This window comes from Clavibacter quasicaliforniensis (assembly GCF_051201715.1).
Classification (GTDB): Bacteria; Actinomycetota; Actinomycetes; order Actinomycetales; family Microbacteriaceae; genus Clavibacter; species Clavibacter seminis.
Genome location: NZ_CP139624.1, coordinates 2290254 through 2308550, shown reverse-complemented (window position 1 = coordinate 2308550; position 18297 = coordinate 2290254). Strand labels below are relative to the sequence as shown.

19 protein-coding genes are annotated in these 18297 nt (G+C 73.6%); 10 read left to right on the top strand and 9 right to left on the bottom strand.

The annotated features are described in order from the left end of the window. Nucleotides 1-15 precede the first annotated feature (15 nt). Both NL142_RS11020 and NL142_RS11015 read left to right on the top strand, forming a co-directional pair. Nucleotides 16-1467, top strand: a complete 1452-nt coding sequence (locus tag NL142_RS11020; RefSeq protein WP_435079491.1) for an SPFH domain-containing protein — start codon at nt 16-18, stop codon at nt 1465-1467. 49 nt (nt 1468-1516) lie between these two features. After that, the gene (locus NL142_RS11015) at nt 1517-2722 is read left to right on the top strand and encodes an MFS transporter (protein ID WP_435079489.1); all 1206 of its coding nucleotides are present in this window, start codon (nt 1517-1519) and stop codon (nt 2720-2722) included. Here the strand turns inward: NL142_RS11015 and NL142_RS11010 are convergent. Then, nucleotides 2719-3600 (bottom strand): Rieske (2Fe-2S) protein, encoded by an 882-nt coding sequence (locus NL142_RS11010; protein WP_435079487.1) that lies wholly within the window; start codon nt 3598-3600, stop codon nt 2719-2721. The two genes, NL142_RS11015 and NL142_RS11010, sit on opposite strands and share 4 nt — an antisense overlap. A gap of 373 nt (nt 3601-3973) precedes the next feature. Between NL142_RS11010 and NL142_RS11005 the strand changes: the two genes are divergently transcribed. The 3 genes from NL142_RS11005 to NL142_RS10995 all read left to right on the top strand — a co-directional run bounded on the left by NL142_RS11005 (nt 3974) and on the right by NL142_RS10995 (nt 6263). Beyond that, the gene (locus NL142_RS11005; RefSeq protein WP_435079485.1) at nt 3974-4654 is read left to right on the top strand and encodes a hypothetical protein; all 681 of its coding nucleotides are present in this window, start codon (nt 3974-3976) and stop codon (nt 4652-4654) included. A gap of 255 nt (nt 4655-4909) precedes the next feature. Beyond that, nucleotides 4910-5629 (top strand): hypothetical protein, encoded by a 720-nt coding sequence (locus NL142_RS11000; protein WP_435079483.1) that lies wholly within the window; start codon nt 4910-4912, stop codon nt 5627-5629. A gap of 184 nt (nt 5630-5813) precedes the next feature. Then, nucleotides 5814-6263, top strand: coding sequence for a hypothetical protein (locus NL142_RS10995; RefSeq protein ID WP_435079481.1), 450 nt, complete (start codon nt 5814-5816; stop codon nt 6261-6263). A 176-nt stretch (nt 6264-6439) separates the two neighbouring features. Here the strand turns inward: NL142_RS10995 and NL142_RS10990 are convergent, their stop codons facing one another. The 6 genes from NL142_RS10990 to NL142_RS10965 form a co-directional block, all read right to left on the bottom strand. Continuing rightward, nucleotides 6440-7171, bottom strand: a complete 732-nt coding sequence (locus NL142_RS10990) for a hypothetical protein (protein WP_435079479.1) — start codon at nt 7169-7171, stop codon at nt 6440-6442. Nucleotides 7172-7299: 128 nt separating this feature from the next. Further along, nucleotides 7300-8196 carry a glucose 1-dehydrogenase gene (locus NL142_RS10985; RefSeq protein WP_435079477.1) on the bottom strand — a complete coding sequence of 299 codons (897 nt, stop codon included), beginning with the start codon at nt 8194-8196 and terminating at the stop codon, nt 7300-7302. A gap of 46 nt (nt 8197-8242) precedes the next feature. Further along, nucleotides 8243-8530 (bottom strand): hypothetical protein, encoded by a 288-nt coding sequence (locus tag NL142_RS10980; RefSeq protein ID WP_435079475.1) that lies wholly within the window; start codon nt 8528-8530, stop codon nt 8243-8245. 2 nt (nt 8531-8532) lie between these two features. Next, nucleotides 8533-8817, bottom strand: coding sequence for a hypothetical protein (locus NL142_RS10975; protein WP_104294323.1), 285 nt, complete (start codon nt 8815-8817; stop codon nt 8533-8535). Nucleotides 8818-8918: 101 nt separating this feature from the next. Next, the gene (locus NL142_RS10970) at nt 8919-9074 is read right to left on the bottom strand and encodes a hypothetical protein (protein WP_435079473.1); all 156 of its coding nucleotides are present in this window, start codon (nt 9072-9074) and stop codon (nt 8919-8921) included. 1 nt (nt 9075) lies between these two features. Continuing rightward, nucleotides 9076-9387, bottom strand: coding sequence for a hypothetical protein (locus tag NL142_RS10965; RefSeq protein WP_435079471.1), 312 nt, complete (start codon nt 9385-9387; stop codon nt 9076-9078). 172 nt (nt 9388-9559) lie between these two features. Between NL142_RS10965 and NL142_RS10960 the strand changes: the two genes are divergently transcribed. From NL142_RS10960 to NL142_RS10945, 4 genes are all read left to right on the top strand, one after another. After that, nucleotides 9560-10720: a phosphoribosylaminoimidazolecarboxamide formyltransferase gene (locus NL142_RS10960; RefSeq protein ID WP_435079469.1), complete on the top strand. Its 1161-nt coding sequence runs from the start codon at nt 9560-9562 to the stop codon at nt 10718-10720. 226 nt (nt 10721-10946) lie between these two features. Then, a complete protein-coding gene (locus NL142_RS10955) occupies nt 10947-12536 on the top strand; it encodes a pyridoxal phosphate-dependent decarboxylase family protein (RefSeq protein WP_435079467.1) in 1590 nt (529 codons plus the stop codon). Beyond that, on the top strand, nt 12533-13903 hold the full coding sequence (locus NL142_RS10950) for a lysine N(6)-hydroxylase/L-ornithine N(5)-oxygenase family protein (protein WP_435079465.1): 1371 nt from the start codon (nt 12533-12535) through the stop codon (nt 13901-13903). The genes NL142_RS10955 and NL142_RS10950 overlap by 4 nt, the downstream gene beginning before the upstream one ends. Further along, entirely contained in the window at nt 13900-16386 is a 2487-nt protein-coding gene (locus NL142_RS10945) for a GNAT family N-acetyltransferase (protein ID WP_435079463.1), read from the top strand. Before NL142_RS10950 ends, NL142_RS10945 begins: the two co-directional genes overlap by 4 nt. Nucleotides 16387-16495: 109 nt before the next feature. Here the strand turns inward: NL142_RS10945 and NL142_RS10940 are convergent, their stop codons facing one another. Beyond that, a complete protein-coding gene (locus NL142_RS10940) occupies nt 16496-16954 on the bottom strand; it encodes an Hsp20/alpha crystallin family protein (RefSeq protein WP_435079461.1) in 459 nt (152 codons plus the stop codon). Nucleotides 16955-17089: 135 nt separating this feature from the next. Beyond that, the gene (locus NL142_RS10935; RefSeq protein ID WP_435079459.1) at nt 17090-17440 is read right to left on the bottom strand and encodes a hypothetical protein; all 351 of its coding nucleotides are present in this window, start codon (nt 17438-17440) and stop codon (nt 17090-17092) included. Nucleotides 17441-17575: 135 nt separating this feature from the next. On the opposite strand from NL142_RS10935, the gene NL142_RS10930 reads away from it, so the two are divergent. After that, nucleotides 17576-18268, top strand: a complete 693-nt coding sequence (locus tag NL142_RS10930) for an SDR family oxidoreductase (protein WP_435079457.1) — start codon at nt 17576-17578, stop codon at nt 18266-18268. Nucleotides 18269-18297: the final 29 nt, after the last annotated feature.

The following is an 18297-nucleotide window of genomic DNA, read 5'->3' as shown; positions in this document are numbered from 1 at the left end:
GAGAGGAACCATCCCGTGGACCTGATATCCGGCGGCACGACAGCCATCGCCGTCATCGTCGTCATCGTCGTACTCGTGGCGCTGGTGGCGTTCATCGCCTCCCGCGTCCGCCGCGTCCCGCCGAACCAGGCGCTCGTCATCGTCGGCCGCAACGCCGAGAAGAGCGAAGGCGGCGCGGGCTTCTCCAGCCCCCAGAAGGTCATCATCGGCGGCCGGACCTTCATCTGGCCGATCTTCCAGGAGGGCTTCACGCTCTCCCTGGAGCAGTACCAGACGAGCGTCACGGCCGAGGCGCGCGACGCGAACTTCATCAACACCGCGGTCGTCGCGACCGTCAACTTCAAGGTCACGGGCACCGAGGACGGCGTGCGCCGCGCCGTGCAGCGCTACCTCCTCCAGCAGGACGCCCTGCCGGAGATCGTGCGGCAGTCGCTCGAGGGCGCGATCCGCGGCCTCATCGGCGACCGGCCCGTCGACGAGCTCGTCAAGAGCTTCTCCGTCGTGGCGCAGGAGGCCGTGAACCAGACCAAGAACGACCTCGCGGAGCTGGGCCTCCAGATCGAGACGCTCAACGTCCGGGAGATCACGACCCCCGGCAGCTCCTACCTCGACGACCGGGCGCGCTCGAACGCCGCGCGCGCCCGCCAGGTGGCCGAGGTCGCGGAGGCCGAGAACAAGCGGATCTCCGCGCTCGCCGCGATCGAGAACGACCAGCAGACCGCCGAGCGCCAGCTCGAGCTCGATCTGCGTCGCGCGGCCATCAAGGCCGACACCGACCGCGCCAACGCGACGGCGTACGCGGCCGGCGAGCTCGCGAAGGCCGAGCAGGACCGCCTGGTCGCCGACCAGGAGCGCACCGCCGTGGCCGCGCAGGCCGAGGTCTCGAAGGAGCGCCTGCGCATCGACGTGGAGCTCCCCGCCGAGGCGCGCAAGTACGCGACCGTCCAGGATGCGCAGGCCGCCCGTGACGCCGAGAAGGCGAAGGTCGACGTGGAGGTCTACCAGCGCACGCAGAACGCCGAGGCGGCGAAGACCGCGGCAGTGAACGAGGCCGCGTCCATCACCGCGCTCGGGAAGGCCAACGCCGACGCGATCCAGGCCCGCGGCCAGGCGGAGGCCGAGGCGGCCGCCGCGCTCGCCGAGGCGCAGAACAAGCTGTCGCGCGAGGCCCTGCAGGCGCGCATCATCGCGTCGATGCCGGAGATCGCGCGCGAGATGGCGGCGCCGCTCGCCAACGTCGACAACATGACGATCATCTCGGCGGACGGCGCGAACGCGCTCAACCGCTCGGTGGCCGAGAACATGGCGACGCTGCCGAAGCTCCTCAAGGACACGACGGGCATCGACGTCGCCACAGCGCTGAGCTCGTTCCTCGGCTCGACCGCCGCGGGCACGTCCGCCGGCGCCGGATCCACCTCGACGGATGTCGGCCCGAAGACGGCCGCGTCCGAGGGCGCCGGGATCTGATCCCGGTGCCGCGGCTCCTCGGGGCGCACGCCGCCCCGAGGAGCACGGCGTGAGATCCACGAGCCCGTTCCGGGCGTTGTGGGGCGCGAACGCGCTCTCCAACCTCGCGGACGGGCTCGTCTTCGTCACCATGCCGCTCGTCGCGGCGGGCCTCACCGACGACCCGCGCGGCGTCGCCGGGCTCGCGACCACGTACGCGCTCGTGCGGCTGCTGGTCGCGCTGCCCGTGGGCGTCTACGTCGACCGGCTCGACCGGCGCACGCTGATCGTGGTCGCCAACGCGCTCCGCGGCGTCGCGGTGCTGGGGCTCGCGGTGTCCATCCAGTCGGGCGTCGCGTCGCTCGCGGTGCTCTACGCGGTGATGGCCGTGGTCGGCGTGCTCGAGAGCGCGGCCGACGGGGCCGCGGTCGCCGTGCTGCCGTCGATCGTGCTCGGCGACCGGCTCGACCGGGCGAACGCGCGCATCACCGGCACGCAGCTCGTGGCGGACGAGTTCGTGGGGCCGCCGCTCGGCGGGATCCTGTTCGCGCTCGCCGCCGCGGTGCCCGTGTACGCGACCGGCGGGCTGTGGGTCGCTGCGGGTGCGGTGGCGCTCGCGCTGCCGCGGCGGGCGGATCCGGAAGGTCCTGCCGCGGGCCCGCGCCCCTCCGTCTTCCGCGAGGCCGCTGAGGGCGTGCGCTGGCTCGCCGGGCACCGCGTGGTCGGATCCCTCGCGCTCATCGGCGGCCTCGCCAGCGTCGGCTACATGCTCCCGTTCTCGGTGCTCGTGCTCTTCGCGGGCGAGCGGCTCGGATTGGACGCCGCCGGCTACGGCGTGCTGCTCGCCGCCAGCGCGCTCGGCGGCCTGGCCGGATCCGCGATCGCCGCACCGCTGCGCGCCCGTCTCGGCTCCCGCTGGACCATCACGGCGGCCCTGGCGCTCGGCGCAGCCAGCCTCGCGGGCCTCGCCGTGATGCGCGACCCGATCGTCGCCGGGATCCTGCTCGCGCTCTACATCCTGCACGCGGTGGTCTGGAGCATCTGCGCGACCACGCTCCGGCAGCGGCTCGTCCCGGCGGATCTCCTCGGCCGCGTGGGCGCTGCGGGCCGGGTGGTCAGCCTGCTCGGCCTCGCCGCCGGATCCGCGCTGGGCGGCGCGCTCGCGACCTCCGGGATCGCGCTGCCGACCGTCGCCGGTGCGGTCGTCTTCGCGGGGTGCGCGGTGCTCGCGGTGGTGGCGCTGCGCGGATCCGTCGACCGGGATCCCACGGCCTAGCCCGCGTTCGGCAGCCGCACCTCCACGAGCCCGCCCGTGACGCGCGTCTCGAAGCGGGGCTGCGGCGCGGTCGCGGGGCCGTGGATCACCGCGCCCGTCTTCAGGCTGAACACGCTGTCGTGCCACGGGCAGGTGACGCACGCCTCGCCGGTCTTCGGGTCCGTGCCGAGCTCGCCCTCGTGGAGCGGCGCGGAGAGGTGGCTGCAGGTGTCGCTCAGCGCGTCCACCGTCATGCCGTTCCGGCGCCCGAGGAGCGGCAGGCCCGCGACGTCGCGCGCCGCCAGGCGGCCGTCGGGCAGCTCGTCGAGGTGGCCGAGCTCCTGCCAGCCCGCGGGGAAGCGGTGCGGCACGTCCTCGGCGTGGTTGGCGCCCGCCGCCTGCCGGTAGGCGAGGTGACCGCCGAGGAACCCGCCCGCGGAAACGAGTCCGAGGCCCGCGAGCCCCAGGACCTTGCCGCTCGTGTGCTTGCCACGCGCCCGCTGGATCCACGAGAGGCCGTAGAGGCCCGTCGCGAGCGCGTTGGCGGCCGAGTGCACGATGCCGACGCGCATCTGCTGCTCGTGCAGCTGGGACCAGTCGGCGTAGCCGGAGGCGATGGAGGGCGCCGCGCTCAGCACGCCGACGCCCACGAGCGCGCGGCTGGCCTTCTCGTTGCCGGGCAGGAGGTCGAGCACCGCGGAGGAGAGCCAGGCGCCGGTGGGGATCAGCACGGCCACGGGGTGCAGCGGGTGCCCGAACGGCACGCCGTGCAGGAGGTCGGCCAGCGCGCGCGGCTTGAGCAGCGCGGTGACGACGCCCTTCACCCGGTCGACGATCGGATCCAGCGTCTTCGCGCCCTCGATCCTCACGACCGCCTCGACCAGCTTGAGCTCGCGCACGGTGCCTCCGTCCGGAGCGCGGCACCGATGCCGTCGCCCTGGTCCCAGGCAACGCCGCTCGGGGAGCGCTGACAAGGGCGTCGAGCGGCGGATCGGATCCCCGCCCGTCCTCGCGCGCCGAGCGCGCCGTCCGGGATCCCACGCAGGGGATCGCCGCGCATTCCATCGGGCCCTCGCATGGGGAATACCTGATGGTCGTCAGACGAGCGTCTGATGTTCGCACCCGCGCATTCTCGGGACCGCTTCGGGAATTGTCGTCCGCCCTATCGTTGCCGCGAGGCGGGATGCCCCTTCCTCGATTAAGGAGGCACCACAGATGTCTGCACGTCCACGAGCCCGTCGGCTCCTTTCCCCGCGCCTGGCTCTCACGGCCATGGCCATCACCGCGGTCGCAGCGCTCGGCATCTCCATCGCCACGCCGCAGGGTTCGGCGTACGCCGCCACCCCGGCCGAGATCAGCCCCCAGAGCAAGGTCGCGGCCTCCATCGCGCACGACACGCTGCTCCAGGACATCCAGAGCGGCGCGATCTCGCAGGCCGACATCCAGGCCGTGTCGAAGACCGGTCTCGACGTGCAGGGCCACCACATCGCGGCGTTCACCGCGCCCACCGCCGCGGAGACCGCCGCCGCGCGCCAGGCGCCTGCCGTCTACACGGACGCTGCGGCCGGTGCGGCGGCCACGCTCTCGGCTTCCGCCGTCGCGGGCGAGTCGACGACGACCGCTCCGCCCCTGAAGTCGGGCGAGGCCGGCGGGATCACCGAGAGCAAGCACTGGTACAGCCCCATCACCAACACGTGGAAGTGGCTCCACACGGATCACTGGTACTACATCAACGGCACCTGGCTCGCGTGGATGGCCAACGTCTCGCTCGGCACGGCGGCCGCCAGCTTCTGTGGCGCCATCGCCCGGTCGCTGCCCACCGCCGTCGGCTGCGGCATCGTGGCCACGCTCCTGTGGGCGGTCGCGGGCGTGGCCCACGACTCGCAGTGCGAGAGGCGCGGCTGGTGGGTCGACCTGCCGTACATCGGCAAGTCGCACTGCAACCGGGACTAGCGGATGCGCGGGCGTCGACCGGCGCCCGGACGCGAGGCGGGCCGGAGGGAATTCCCTCCGGCCCGCTTCGTGCGTCCGACATCCGGGATCGAAGACCGCACATTCCTCGAATTCCTCCTCGACGAATACCCGGCGGCCATCAGACGGTCGTCTGGCGTTCGCGGCATGTGCTTTCCGAATGCCGCACACGCCCTTTCTCGTCCCTATTCTTCGAGCGAGGCGGGAAATGCCCCGCCCGAACAAGGAGGAAGCTCGATGTCCACCCACCACAGCGTCACCCGGATCCTCGCTCCGCGGAGGCTCATGGCCGCCGCCGCCCTCGTCGCGGTCGCCGCCCTCGGCACCGCCCTCGCATCCCCCACCGACGCCGCCCTGGCCGACACCCGCTCCTCCTCGCACTCGTCCACCTCCTCGCACGCCGTCTCGACGAAGCTGACGGCGGCCTACGAGAACGGCACGCTCGTGCAGGACATCCGCTCCGGCAAGCTCACCGACGCCGACCTGTCGACGGCGATGACCTCCGGCATCGACGTCGCCGGCAAGCACGTGACCCTCGCCGCCCCCACCCCCGCGGAGGCCGCGGAGGGGAAGCGCATCGCCGCGCAGATGAAGGCGAGCGGCACCGGCGCCGCCGAGGGGATGGCGCAGCTCTCCGGCGCGGGCAAGTCCGCCGCGGCGACCGGATCCGGGACCGTCGACGTCAAGCCCGGTGCCGGCGACCCGCTCATCGAGGCCAGCGACCACTGGTACAGCAACCACTGGGTCTACATCAACGGCACGTGGCTCAAGGTGCTGATCGCGGCGACAATCGGCGTCGTCGCGTCGGCCATCTGCGCGTTCCTCTCGATCTCCGGGCCCTGGTGCATCCCCATCGCCGCGCTGGTGTCGGGATCGGTGGAGTTCCTGAAGAACACCCAGTGCGCCCGCCGCGGCGTGTGGATCGACTTCCCGTACCTCTGGAAGACGCACTGCTGACGCGGATCCGCGCATGACGGCGGAGGGCCGGAGGGGAGCGGATCCCCTCCGGTCCTCTTCGTCGATCGGGCGTTCGCCTGATGTCCGCCCGCGGCATGTGCGCACGGACTGCGCGGGCGGCAGCCGCGCCGCTACCGTTCCCCTGCTCCGTGACGAAGGTCGCCACGGACCACTGGGAGTCCTCATGTCCTCTCCCCTCGCGCGCACCCGACGCTTCGCCCCCCGACGGATGCTGTGGGTGCTCGCCCTGGCGGCGGTCGTGGGCCTCGGTGTCGCCACGTCCACGCCAGCCGGTCCCGCATCCGCGGCGCCGTCCGCGCCCTCCTCGTCCGTTGTCGCGCAGAGCCGTGTGGTGACCACCACGACGGATCCGGTGGCGGCGAGCGATGGGCGCGTCACGACCCACAAGGTCATCATTCCCAAGTACATCTTCGACGCGTACCGCACTGGTTCGCTCAGTGAGCCTGCCCGGCTCAAGAGGGCCGCTGACCTCGCGGACTTCATCTGCTCGGCGTACTACCTGGGAACGCAATGCCGCATCGACGTCGCGAAGCTCATCACCCAGAACGCGTCCAAGTGCGCTGGCCTCATCGCGTACATCCCCCAGATGAAGGTCGTGACGTGCGGCCTATGACGGTGGCTGCCTGAGCGCCCGGCGGACGTGCCTCCGGGCGCTGCTGAGCCGCCAGCGCGAGCTGTTCGGGCGGGCCGGGGACATCCTCCGGCCCGCCCTCTGCCTGGGGCGTCGTCCGGCCGTCCGGTCGGGGATCAGCCTGTTCGCGGCGGGTGCGCTCGGACGGAGGCGTCGGGTCAGGCGTCGGGGTCGTGCGCCGCGTGCCGGGACGCCACCGGTCGGCCCCCGCGCGCGACGCGGTAGCCCGGCGCCCGGAGCCGGCGCGCCCATGGGTACGTCGTGTCGCCGGGCGGGGCCGCGAGCACGGGATCCGCGCGGGTCGCCGTGTCGAGCGGGCCGGCCGGGTCGTGGGACAGCTCGATGCGCGCCGCCACGTGCCAACGGCCGCGCGGCGTCGCGTGCACGAGCCGCATCCGCAGCGGCCGCGACGCGAGGGTGCGGCCCAGGTCCGCAGCACCCGCGGGCAGGGGCGGGTCCCGGTCCACGAGCACGCCGAGCAGCAGCGGCCCCGCGGAACCGCGGTAGGGCATCAGCGTCGTCATCCGCGCGCCGGAGAGCGCACGCCGCGGCTGCAGCAGGAACCGCCCGGGGACGCCGATGCCCGTGGTGGACACCAGCACGTCGACCGTCGTCCCGCCGCCGTCCGGGATCCGCAGCGCGAGCCCGAGTACGTCGGGCAGCGCCGACGGGAGCCCGCCCCCGCGGGAGAAGCGGGCGTCGACGTCGAGCGGGGCGTCGAGCGCGTCGAGCCACGCGAGCCCGGACGCGGCGCGGCCCGGGACCGGCGTCAGCGTCCCCGCGAGCGCGACACCGTGCGGATGCAGCGGTCGCGGCCGCCGCACGAGGCGGACGGCGGAGACCAGCCCCGCGAGGACGTTCCCGCCGACGCGGGCCGGGGTGCCGGACATCTCCCGACCCTATGCCGGTGCGCGGCGCGCGTCCGGCTCGAGATCGGCGAGCGGCACGCGACGACGCCCGGGCCGACCAGATGGTCGGCCCGGGCGTCAGGCGGTGCGGTGCGCCGGAGCGCGCTCCGCTACGGCGTCGGCATCCCGCCGTTGACGTTCAGCGTCTCGCCGACCACGTAGCTCGACTCGTTGGACGCGAGGAACACGTAGGCGGGCGCGAGCTCGGCGGGCTGGCCGGCGCGGCCGAGGGGGGTGTCCTCGCCGAACTCGGGCAGCGCGTCCTCAGGCTGGCCGCCCGCGGTCTGCAGCGGGGTCCAGATGGGGCCGGGCGCGACGACGTTCACGCGGATGCCCTTGGGGGCCAGCTGCTGCGCCAGGCCCTTCGAGAACGCGTTGATCGAGGCCTTGGTCGTGGCGTAGTGCACGAGGTTCGGCGAGGGCGCGTAGGCCTGGATCGACGACGTGTTGATGATCGAGGAGCCGGGCTTCAGGTGCGGGAGGGCCGCCTTCGTGATCCAGAACATCGCGTAGACGTTGGTCTTGAAGGTGACGTCGAACTCCTCGTCCGAGATGTCCTCGAGGGAGTCGAAGTTCTGCTGCTTGCCCGCGTTGTTCACGACGATGTCGAGGCCGCCGAGGCCCTCGACCGCCTTCGCGACGAGCTCGCGGCTGAACTCCGCGGTCGCGATGTCGCCGGGGATGGCGACGGCCTTCCGGCCCGCCTCCTCGATGAGGGCGACGACCTTCTTCGCGTCCTCCTCCTCCTCGGGGAGGTAGGAGAGCGCGACGTCCGCGCCCTCGCGGGCATAGGCGATGGCGACGGCCGCGCCGATGCCGGAGTCGGCGCCGGTCAGGAGGGCCTTGCGTCCCTCGAGGCGGTTCGATCCGCGGTACGTCTTCTCGCCGCGGTCCGCGGTGTCGTCGAGCGCGGCGTCGAGGCCGGGCCCGTCCTGCTGCTGCGCGCTGGGCTGGATGTCCGCGTACATCTTCGTCGGGTCCTGGAACGTGTACTGGTCGGTGCTCATGTGTCTCCTGGTGCTGTGGTGTGCGTGAGGGAAGGCCGGGGATGGATCAGCTGGGCGGGGTGTCGTCCAGGTCGATGTCCTGGCCCGCGAGCTCGTTGTCGGCGAGGACGGGCTCGGCCTCGCCGTCGACGCCGAGGACGTCGGCCGTCGGCTCCGCGTCGGCGCCCATGACGGCGTCGTCGTCGGGCTCCTCGACGGGCTCGTCGGTGTCCGGGAGGACGGTCTCGCCGGCGACGGCGTCGTTCACGACGGTCTCGTTCGCGAGGGCCTCGGTGTCGAGCGCCGTGTCGTCATCGGTGGAGTCGTCAGCGGGGGTGGCGGTGGCGTCGGTCACGATCACGCACCGGCCTCGGGCTTGGGGTGGCCGGGGATCGAGTCGCCGCTGAGGTTGAGCTCGTCGGGATCCACGTCGATCTCGCCGACGTCGTCGGGGCCGCCCGATCCGGGGAGCACCTGCACGTCGTCCGCGGCGGCGGGCACGTCGTCGGAGACGCCCTCGCTCTCCGTGATCTGCTGCTCCTGCTTGACGCGCGTGTCGTCCTCGCTCTGCGAGATGAAGTCCTTGTCCTGGTTGGTGTCTGAGGTGTCCGCGGGCTGGAGGCGCGGGTCGTCGGTGTCCATGCGTCCGACGCTACGCTCGGCCCCGAGAGCTGTGTGGTGGCGCTCAGGCAACGCTCATGTGTCGTGTCCGGGACGCGTCGTCGCCGCACGCCGGGGGCGGATCACTGGTCGTCGGGACCCTCGCCGAAAGGGTCCGGCGCATCCTCGCGGGCGTCCTCCTCCGCGGCCTCGGCGAGCTCGGCCACCGAGTCGGCGTCGATGTGCGCGGGCTCGGCCAGCGGGTCGTGCGGGGCGTCGGCGGGAGCGGGATCCGTCATGTCAGCGGCCCTCGGGGTCGACGTGCCCGGCGGCGTCGTCGGCGGGCGCGCTCATGTGCGAGTCGGCCGCGGTGACGGAGCGGTTGTCGGGGACCGCGGGGTAGTCGGCGCTCGCGGGATCCGCGTCCTCGATCTCGAGGGTGTCCTCCTCGGGCGTGCCGTAGGTCGTCCCGTCCGGCTCGCGGACCGCGTCGCCGACACCCGCCGGCGCGTCGTCGCCGGAGACCACGTCGTCCACGGTCACCAGCCCGTCGGGATCCCCGGGTCCGCGCCCGGTGCGGATGCCGTCTGCCTGGTCGTCTCGGTCGCTCATGCTCCCCACCCTACGAGCGCCGAACCGTCGTGACCGGGTCGCCGCCGATGTGCACGGGCCCGTCGGCGCGCCGCCGGCGCTTGGTTCACTGGCCTCTCACGTTCACCGGCCTCCCGCGCCTCCGGCGGATCGGCCTCCGAGCGACACCACGGGCGCGGGAGGCGACGGCGACATGGACATGCGATACGGGATCAACCCCCACCGGGCGCCGGCGCGGATGACGGCGGCGGGGCCGGGCGGTCTGCCGTTCCGGATCGTGAACGGCGAGCCGTCCTACGTCAACGTGCTGGACGCGGTGAACGCGTGGCAGCTCGTCCGCGAGGCGAGCGTCGCGCTCGGGGCGGTCGTGGCGGCGTCCTTCAAGCACGTGTCCCCGGCCGGCGTCGCGCGTGCCGGCGCCCTGGACGCGGTGGTCCGCGCCGACTCGGGGCTCGCCGCCACCGAGGAGGTCGACGACGTGACGAGCGCCTACCTCCGCGCGCGGGACGCCGACCCCAAGTCGTCCTACGGGGACTTCGTCGCGATCAGCCACGCCGTGACCCGCGGCCTGGCCATGCGCCTCGCGGGGATGGTCTCCGACGGGATCATCGCTCCGGGCTTCGAGGACGGTGCCGTCGAGATCCTGCGCCGCAAGAAGAAGGGCGCGTTCGTCGTCCTGGAGGCGGACGAGGGCTTCGTGCCGCCGCCCGAGGAGTCGAGGGACGTCTTCGGGGTGCGTCTCACCCAGCCGGCGGACCGGGTGGTGATCGACCGCGGGCTGCTCGCGCACGCGGACGGTGAGGCGCTGCCTGACCATGCCGTGGACGACCTGCTGCTCGGCATGGTCGCGCTCCGCCACACGCAGTCCAATTCCGTCGCCTACGTGCGCGAGGGCGTCACGCTGGGGATCGGCGCCGGGCAGCAGTCGCGGGTGGACTGCACCCGGCTCGCCGGGGCGAAGGCGGACACCTGGTGGCTGCGGCGTCTCCCGGCCGTGCGGGACATGGCGTTCCGGGACGGGGTCAGCCGCCAGGAGCGCATCAACTGGCGGATCCGGTGCCTCGAGGGGGACATGACGGCGGACGAGGGCGCACGGCTGGCGGCGGCGCTCGTCGGTCGCGCTCCGGACCTCGGCGTCGAGGATCGCCGTGCGTGGATGGCGGGTCTCGACGGGGTCGGCTTCGTGTCGGACGGCTTCCTCCCGTTCCGCGACAACATCGACCACGCCAGGCGGCACGGCGTCCGGTACGTCGCGGAGCCCGGCGGCTCGGTGCGCGCCGACGAGGTCGCGGCGGCCTGCGCCGAGCACGGGATCACCCGCGTCCGGACCGGTCTGCGGCTGTTCCACCACTGAGCAGGACGACGGATCCCGTCCCCTGATCGGCGGGATCCGAGCTCCGGATCACGCCGCTGGCGCCCCCGAAACGGGGTCGCGACAGCGCCTCGCGGAGGGTCCCCGCGAGTCCTCGTCGGCCGGGTTGCGTTCCCGTCCGGGCGCCTTCATATTAGGTGAGCCTTGCCTAACCGCGCAGGGTGCTCGTGACCCGGACACGGCTCCCCATCGAACCGACGAAGGACCCATGACCCTCTCCCCGCACGCCTCCCGTCCCTCCGATCCGACGCTCGACGACCCCCGGTCGGCCGTCGTCACGGCCGCCGCGGATCCCGCCGACGAGCTGTTCTCCGACCGGACGCTCCCCGGCTGGGACGCCGCCCTCCGCGCCGCCGCCGACCACGTCCGCGGCGCCGCCCGACGCGCCGACGGCCCGTTCACCGGGATCACGCCCGACCGACTCCGCGGCTCGTTCGCCGGGCTCGACCTCGACCGCCCGCTCGGCGCCCTGGACGACGCCCTCGACGAGCTCGACGACCTGTACCTCCGGGACGCGGTCTGGTTCCACGACCCGTCGTACGTCGCGCACCTCAACTGCCCGATCCTCATCCCGGCCATAGCGGGGGAGCTCATCCTCTCGAGCGTCAACACGTCCATGGACACGTGGGACCAGAGCGCGGGCGCGACCCTCATCGAGCGCGCGCTCATCGACTGGACCGCGGGCCGCGCCGGCCTCGGCGACGAGGCGGACGGCGTCTTCACGAGCGGCGGCAGCCAGTCGAACCTGCAGGCGCTGCTGCTCGCCCGCGACGAGGCGGCGGCCGTGCACGGGCTGTCGATGGCCGACCGGCAGCGGATGCGGATCCTCGTCAGCGACGTCGGCCACTTCAGCGTCGAGAAGAGCGCCCGGATCCTCGGCCTCGCGCCTGACGCCGTGGTGCGCGTGCCGAGCGACGACGCCAAGCGGATGCGCGTCGACGCCCTCGAGCGCGAGCTCGCGCGCTGCTACGCCGCCGGGCTCCTGCCGGTCGCCGTCGTCGCGACCGCCGGCACCACCGACTTCGGCAGCGTCGACCCGCTGCCCGCCATCGGCAACGTCTGCCGGCGCGAGGGGATCTGGCTGCACGTCGACGCCGCGTACGGCGGCGGGCTCCTGACGTCGCTACGGCACCGGCACCTGCTCGACGGCATCGAGCGCGCCGACTCCGTGACGGTCGACTACCACAAGACCTTCTTCCAGCCCGTGAGCTCCAGCGCGCTGATCGTGCGCGACGGCCGCACGCTGCAGCACGCGACGCTGCACGCCGACTACCTGAACCCGGCGGACCGCGCGCACGAGGAGATCCCCAACCAGGTCGACAAGTCGCTGCAGACCACCCGGCGCTTCGACGCCCTCAAGCTGTGGCTCACGCTGCGCACCGTGGGCGCCGACGGGGTGGGACGGATGCTCGACGACGTGATCGCGCTCGCCGACCGCACCTGGTCCGCGCTGAGGCGGGACCCGGCGCTCGAGGTGGTGGTGCGGCCCGAGATCAGCGCGCTCGTGTTCCGGTACGTGCCGGCGGGGGAGCGGGGCGGATCCGCGGGGCCCGACGCGGGGACGCGCTCGGACGCCGTGAACCGCGGCATCCGGCAGGCGATCCAGGACTCGGGCCGCGCGATGGTCGCCGCCACCCGCGTGGGCGGCCGCGCGCACCTCAAGCTCACGCTGCTGAACCCGGCGACGACGGACGCGCACATCGCGGAGATCCTGGGGATGGTCGTGACGGCAGGGGACGCGCTGGACGCCGGGCTCGGAGACGTGGCGTGCGCGACGGTCGCGGAGGCCGGGCGATGAGCGCCGCCCCCGACCGCATCCACGACGTCGTCGCCGTCGGCCTCGGCCCCGCGAACCTCGGCCTCGCCTGCCTCGCGGATCCCCTCGACCTCGACCTCGTCGTGCTCGAGCGGAAGCCCCGCTTCGACTGGCACCCCGGCATGATGCTGCCGACCGCGCACCTGCAGACGCCGTTCCTCGCCGACCTCGTGACGCTCGCGGATCCCACCTCGCGCTTCTCGTTCCTCGCGTACCTCAAGGACACCGGGCGGCTCTACTCCTTCTACATCCGCGAGGACTTCTTCGTGCTCCGCAGCGAGTACGTCGCCTACTGCCGGTGGGCGGCCGAGCGCGCGCGGGGGATCGAGCTCGACCGCGACGTGCGCGCGATCCGCTTCGAGGAGGCCGAGGGCGCGTACGTCGTCGAGTCGGTCGACGCGGCGGGCATCACGCACGTGCACCGCGGGCGGAACCTCGTGGTCGGCGTCGGGACCCCGCCGTGGCTGCCCGAGGCCGTGCGCGACCTGCCGGGTGTGATCCACAGCTCGGGCTACCTCGGCGCCAAGGACGCGCTGCAGGAGCGGGACGCGATCACGGTGATCGGCAGCGGCCAGAGCGCCGCCGAGATCTACCGCGACCTCCTCGAGGACGTGGACTCCCGCGGGTACCGGCTCGACTGGATCACGCGCTCGCCGCGGTTCTTCCCGCTCGAGTACACGCGCCTGACGCTCGAGATGACGAGCCCCGAGTACAGCGACCACTTCTTCGGCCTGCCCGCGGATGCGCGCGAGGTGCTGCTGCGCGAGCAGCGGAACCTCTACAAGGGCATCGACTCGGAGCTCATCGACGAGATCTTCCACACGCTCTACCGGAAGCGGCTCGCGTTCGACGCGCTGCGGGCGGAGGGGCGGCTCGCGCCCAGCGGCGATGCGGGATCCGGCGTGCCGACCCGGGTGCTCACCAACGCGGAGGTCGTGTCGGCGCGCGCGACGCCCGACGGCGGCGCGGTCCTCGGGCTGCGGCACGCGGAGACGGGCGCCGAGCGCGACTGGCCCACGGGCGCGGTCATCATGGCGAGCGGATACGACGCACAGGCCCCGCGGATCCTCGACGGGCTCGGCGACCGCGTGCACCGCGATGCGCGCGGCCGCCTCGACGTGGCGCGCGAGCACACGGTCGACGACGCAGGCACGCTCTTCGTGCAGAACGCGGAGGTGCACACGCACGGCTTCGTCGCGCCCGACCTCGGCATGACCGCGCACCGCAACTCGCGGATCCTGCGCGCCATCACCGGGCGCGAGGACTACGCGGTGGAGGAGCGGATCGCGTTCCAGGAGTTCGGTCTGCCGGACGACGCGCCCGTGGCGGGATCGGGGGTGCTCGCGTGAGCGCGCCCACCCTCGAGGCGCCTGCCTACGCCCTCGACCTGCGCCCGCTCGACCCGGACGCCGACGCCGCCCTCGTGCACGCCTGGGTCACGGCCCCGCGCGCCCGCTTCTGGCAGATGGAGCACGCGACCCTCGACGACGTGCGGGCCGAGTACGCGGCGATCGCGGCGGATTCCCGGCGCGAGGCCTGGATCGGCCTGCACGACGGCGCCCCCGCGTTCCTCGTGGAGGCGTACGACCCGGCCGACGACCCCATCGGCGCCCACCTCGATCCGCTCCCCGGCGACCGCGGCATGCACCTGCTCATCGCGCCGCCGGCGGGCGACCCGCTGCCGGGATTCACGACCGCCGTGATGCGGCACGTCGTCGCGCACCTGCTCCGGGACCCGGCCGTGGAGCGCCTCGTCGTCGAGCCGGACGTCCGCAACACCGCGATCCAGCGCCTGAACGAGCTCGTCGGCTTCCGCCCGCTCCGCGTCGTCGACCTCGGCGCGAAGCACGCGCTCCTCAGCGTCGCCACGCGCGACGAGGCACTCCTGCACGCCACCCCCACGGACGGACCCGCCATGACCCTCACCCACGACCACCCCCTCGACACCCACCCCGAGGCCCGGCCGGCCGCCGCGTCGAGGACCGCCGAGCCGGATCCCCGCGTCCACCCCGCCGCGCACCTCCGCCCCGACGTGTGGGCCGCCGCCACGCGCCACCTCGTGCGCAAGGCGCTCGCCGAGTTCGCGCACGAGCTGCTCATCGCGCCCGAGCGCGTGGATCCCGAGCTCCCCGCCGGCGCGCCCCGCCGCCTGCACGACCCGCGCGACTGGGCGGACTACCGCGTCGCGAACGCCGACGGCCGGAGCGCGTACGCGTACCGCGCCCGGATCCTCGAGCTCGACCACTGGGACGTCGACGAGGCGAGCATCCGCCGCACGGTCGACGGCCGGCCCGCCGACCTCGACGCGACCGACCTCGTGCTCGACCTCCGCGACCGCCTCGGCATCACGGACGAGGTGCTGCCCGTCTACCTCGACGAGATCCAGAGCACGCTGTCGGCCGCCGCCTTCTCGCGCCTCCGCGACGTGCCCGACGCGCGCGGCCTCCTCACGGCGTCCTACGCGGAGGTCGAGTCGACGATGGACGAGGGGCACCCCTGCTTCGTCGCCACCAACGGCCGCATCGGCTTCGACCTCGACGACCACGACCGGTACGCGCCCGAGGCCGGCGCCGACGTGCGGATCCTCTGGCTCGCCGTGCACGAGCGCCTCGCCCGCTTCACGGCGATCGACGGGCTCGACCGGGAGACGTTCCTCGACGCGGAGCTCGGCGGATCCGCCCGCGCCCGATTCCGCGCGCGCATGGACGCGCTCGGCATCGACCCCGCCGAGCGCGTGCTGGTGCCGGTGCACCCGTGGCAGTGGGAGAACGTCGTCACGGTGACCTTCGCGGGCCTCGTCGCCCGGCGCGACATCGTGCTCCTCGGCACGGGCGACGACGAGTACGGCGCGCAGCAGTCGATCCGCACGTGGGCGAACCGCACGACCCCGGAGCGGTGCTACGTGAAGACGTCGCTGTCGATCCTCAACATGGGCTTCACGCGCGGCCTCTCGCCCGCGTACATGGCCGTCACGCCGGCGATCAACGACTGGGTGCACGCGCTCGTCACGGGAGACGCGGAGTTCGCGCGGCTCGGCTTCGGGATCCTCCGCGAGGTCGCCGCGGTGGGCGTGCGCGACGAGCGCGTCGAGTCCGCGCTGCCGCCCGGCCACTCCCACGGGAAGATGCTGTCGGCGCTCTGGCGCGAGTCGCCCGTGCCCGGCCTCGCGGAGGGCGAGCGGCTGATGAGCATGACGAGCCTGCTGCACGTCGACGCCCATGGAGGCACGGTGCTCGGCGAGCTCATCGACGCGTCCGGCATCGGCGCGGCCGCCTGGCTCCGCCGGTGGCTCGACGCCTACCTCGTGCCGCTCGCGCACGCGCTGATCGCGCACGACGTCGCGTTCATGCCGCACGGCGAGAACGTGATCCTCGTGCTCCGCGACCACGTCGTCGTCCGCGTCCTGATGAAGGACATCGCGGAGGAGGTCGCCCTCTTCGACACGGAGCGCGCGCTGCCGGAGGGCGTGCGGCGGATCCGCCTCGACGTGCCCGAGGAGGAGCGCACCCTCACGGTCTTCACCGACGTGATGGACGGCTTCCTCCGCTTCGCCGCCGCGCTCCTCGAGGACCGCGACGACCTCGGCCCCGACGGCCTGTGGCGCGTGGCGGCCGAGGCGCTCGCCGACCACGAGCGCGCGCACCCGGAGCTCGCGGAGCGCTTCTCCCGGTTCGACCTGTTCACGCCGTCGTTCGACCGCTCGTGCCTCAACCGGCTGCAGCTGCGCGACAACCGGCGCATGGTCGACCTGCAGGCGCCCGTCATGCAGATCCACGGATCGCTGCGGAACCCGCTCGCGATCCACGCGGGGCTGCGGCCGCGGATCTGCTGACGTCGACGGCGCCGACCCGCGTCCCGGGCCGGACATGCGGGGAGCCGCCGCCCGCTTCGTGCGGACGACGGCTCCTCGTCGTGTGCGGCGCCTCATGCGCCCGGTCGGATCAGCTCGCGGCGGGCGCGCCCTGCTCCACCGTGAGCGTGCGGCCCTCCTGGCCCTGCGGCTCGTCGGACGTGACCGCGATCTTGCGCGGCTCCGCCCGCTCGCTCACCGGGATGGTGACGCTCAGCACGCCGTTGGCGTAGTGCGCCGAGATGCGCTCGGTGTCGATGCCCTGGCCGAGGGTCAGCTGGCGGAGGAACGTGCCGGCCACGCGCTCGCGCGTGAGCCACCGGACGTTCTGATCGCCGGCGAGGGTGCGCTCGGCGCGGATGGTGAGCAGCTGGCCGTCCACGTCGATGTCGACGGAGCCCGGATCGATGCCGGGCAGGTCGGCGGCCAGCACGTAGGTGTCGCCCTCGCGGTGCAGGTCGATGGGCATCGGACGGTTCGCCTGGCGGGTCTCGGCCAGCGCGCCCATGGCGCGGTCCAGCTCGCGGAACGGATCGAAGGTCATGTTCATGCTCGACTCCTCTGATGATCTGCGGTGATGATCTGCGGGGTTGAGCCCGCTCGGCTCAACCACGTCGAGATTAGCACTCGGCCTGGGGGAGTGCCAAGCCGTTCGCCGACGGCGAATGCGGCTCTCACCACCTCTTCAGGAGCGGCGGCGGAGGTCGCGCTCCATGCGCCCGATGAGCGTCCAGACCGCGCGCGAGAGGTCGGGGTGCTCCAGCGCGATCCCGCGCAGCAGCCGGTACTCGAAGCGCGCGACGACCGCGGGCTCGGTCTCCGGATGGCGCACGCGCGCGAGCTCCTCCGCCATCCCCTCGGCCTCCAGCGCGTCCTGTCGGAGGGTCGCGACCACGTGCTCGTCCACGGTCGGCAGCTGCGGGATCACCTCCCACGGGTCGTCGCCGATGCGGCAGCGGTGCTCGATCACGGCGTCCAGCTCGTCGCGGGCCTCCTGGCGCAGCACCTCGAGGCTGGCGGGGAAGCGGGCGTGCACGGGCGGATCCTCTCGGGCGGCGGGCCGACGCGCCTCACGGCCGCCGTCCCTTCACGCTACGTCATGCCCCGGGGGGCGCCGGGCGGGTGGCCGGATGCCGTCGGTAGCCTGGAGGACCGCGACCCAGGAGGATCCATGACCGACCACGCCCGCCCCGTCGCCCTCGTCACGGGAGCCACCCGCGGCATCGGCCGCGCCGTCGCCGAGGACCTCGCCCGCACCCACCGCGTGATCGTGCACGGCCGCGACCGCGACGCCGTCGACGCGCTCGCCGCCTCGCTCCCGGACGCCGTGGGCTGGGCCGCCGACCTCGCCGCGGGCGGCCTCGCCGACCTCGTGCCCGGCCTCGACCGCCTCGACGTGCTCGTGCACTCCGCCGGCGTGATCGGCGGCGACGCCGTGGCGGAGACGCCCGTCGACGAGTGGCGCCGTGTCTTCGAGGTCAACGTCTTCGCGGTCGCCGAGGTGACGCGGGTCCTCCTGCCCGCGCTCCGGGCGGCGAAGGGGCAGGTCGTGCTCGTGAACTCCGGATCCGGCTTCACGGCCAACCCCACGGACGGCGTCTACGCGGGATCCAAGTTCGCCCTCCGCGCGCTCGGCGATGCCCTCCGCGAGGAGGAGCGCCCGCACGGCGTGCGCGTCTCGAGCGTGCACCCGGGCCGCGTCGCCACGGACATGCAGCGCGAGCTCCGCGCCAAGGAGGGCGGCGAGTACGACGAGACGCGCTACCTCGAGCCCGCGTCCGTCGCGCGCGCCGTGCGCCTCGTCGTCGACCAGACCCGCGACGGCACGCTCGAGTCGGTGTCGCTGCGGCCGTTCGGGGGCTGATCCGGGCCCGCCCGCCGGCGTAGCGTGCG

Excerpts from the sequence above, each read along its gene's own strand:
- NL142_RS11005 (WP_435079485.1), top strand. The coding sequence starts at position 3,974 with ATGGCCATCACCGCGGTCGCAGCGCTCGGCATCTCCATCGCCACGCCG.
- NL142_RS10970 (WP_435079473.1), bottom strand. The coding sequence starts at position 9,074 with ATGACGGATCCCGCTCCCGCCGACGCCCCGCACGACCCGCTGGCCGAG.
- NL142_RS11000 (WP_435079483.1), top strand. The coding sequence starts at position 4,910 with ATGTCCACCCACCACAGCGTCACCCGGATCCTCGCTCCGCGGAGGCTC.
- NL142_RS10930 (WP_435079457.1), top strand. The coding sequence starts at position 17,576 with ATGACCGACCACGCCCGCCCCGTCGCCCTCGTCACGGGAGCCACCCGC.
- NL142_RS10995 (WP_435079481.1), top strand. The coding sequence starts at position 5,814 with ATGTCCTCTCCCCTCGCGCGCACCCGACGCTTCGCCCCCCGACGGATG.
- NL142_RS10965 (WP_435079471.1), bottom strand. The coding sequence starts at position 9,387 with ATGAGCGACCGAGACGACCAGGCAGACGGCATCCGCACCGGGCGCGGA.
- NL142_RS10975 (WP_104294323.1), bottom strand. The coding sequence starts at position 8,817 with ATGGACACCGACGACCCGCGCCTCCAGCCCGCGGACACCTCAGACACC.
- NL142_RS10940 (WP_435079461.1), bottom strand. The coding sequence starts at position 16,954 with ATGAACATGACCTTCGATCCGTTCCGCGAGCTGGACCGCGCCATGGGC.
- NL142_RS10955 (WP_435079467.1), top strand. The coding sequence starts at position 10,947 with ATGACCCTCTCCCCGCACGCCTCCCGTCCCTCCGATCCGACGCTCGAC.
- NL142_RS10990 (WP_435079479.1), bottom strand. The coding sequence starts at position 7,171 with ATGTCCGGCACCCCGGCCCGCGTCGGCGGGAACGTCCTCGCGGGGCTG.
- NL142_RS10950 (WP_435079465.1), top strand. The coding sequence starts at position 12,533 with ATGAGCGCCGCCCCCGACCGCATCCACGACGTCGTCGCCGTCGGCCTC.
- NL142_RS10960 (WP_435079469.1), top strand. The coding sequence starts at position 9,560 with ATGGACATGCGATACGGGATCAACCCCCACCGGGCGCCGGCGCGGATG.
- NL142_RS10985 (WP_435079477.1), bottom strand. The coding sequence starts at position 8,196 with ATGAGCACCGACCAGTACACGTTCCAGGACCCGACGAAGATGTACGCG.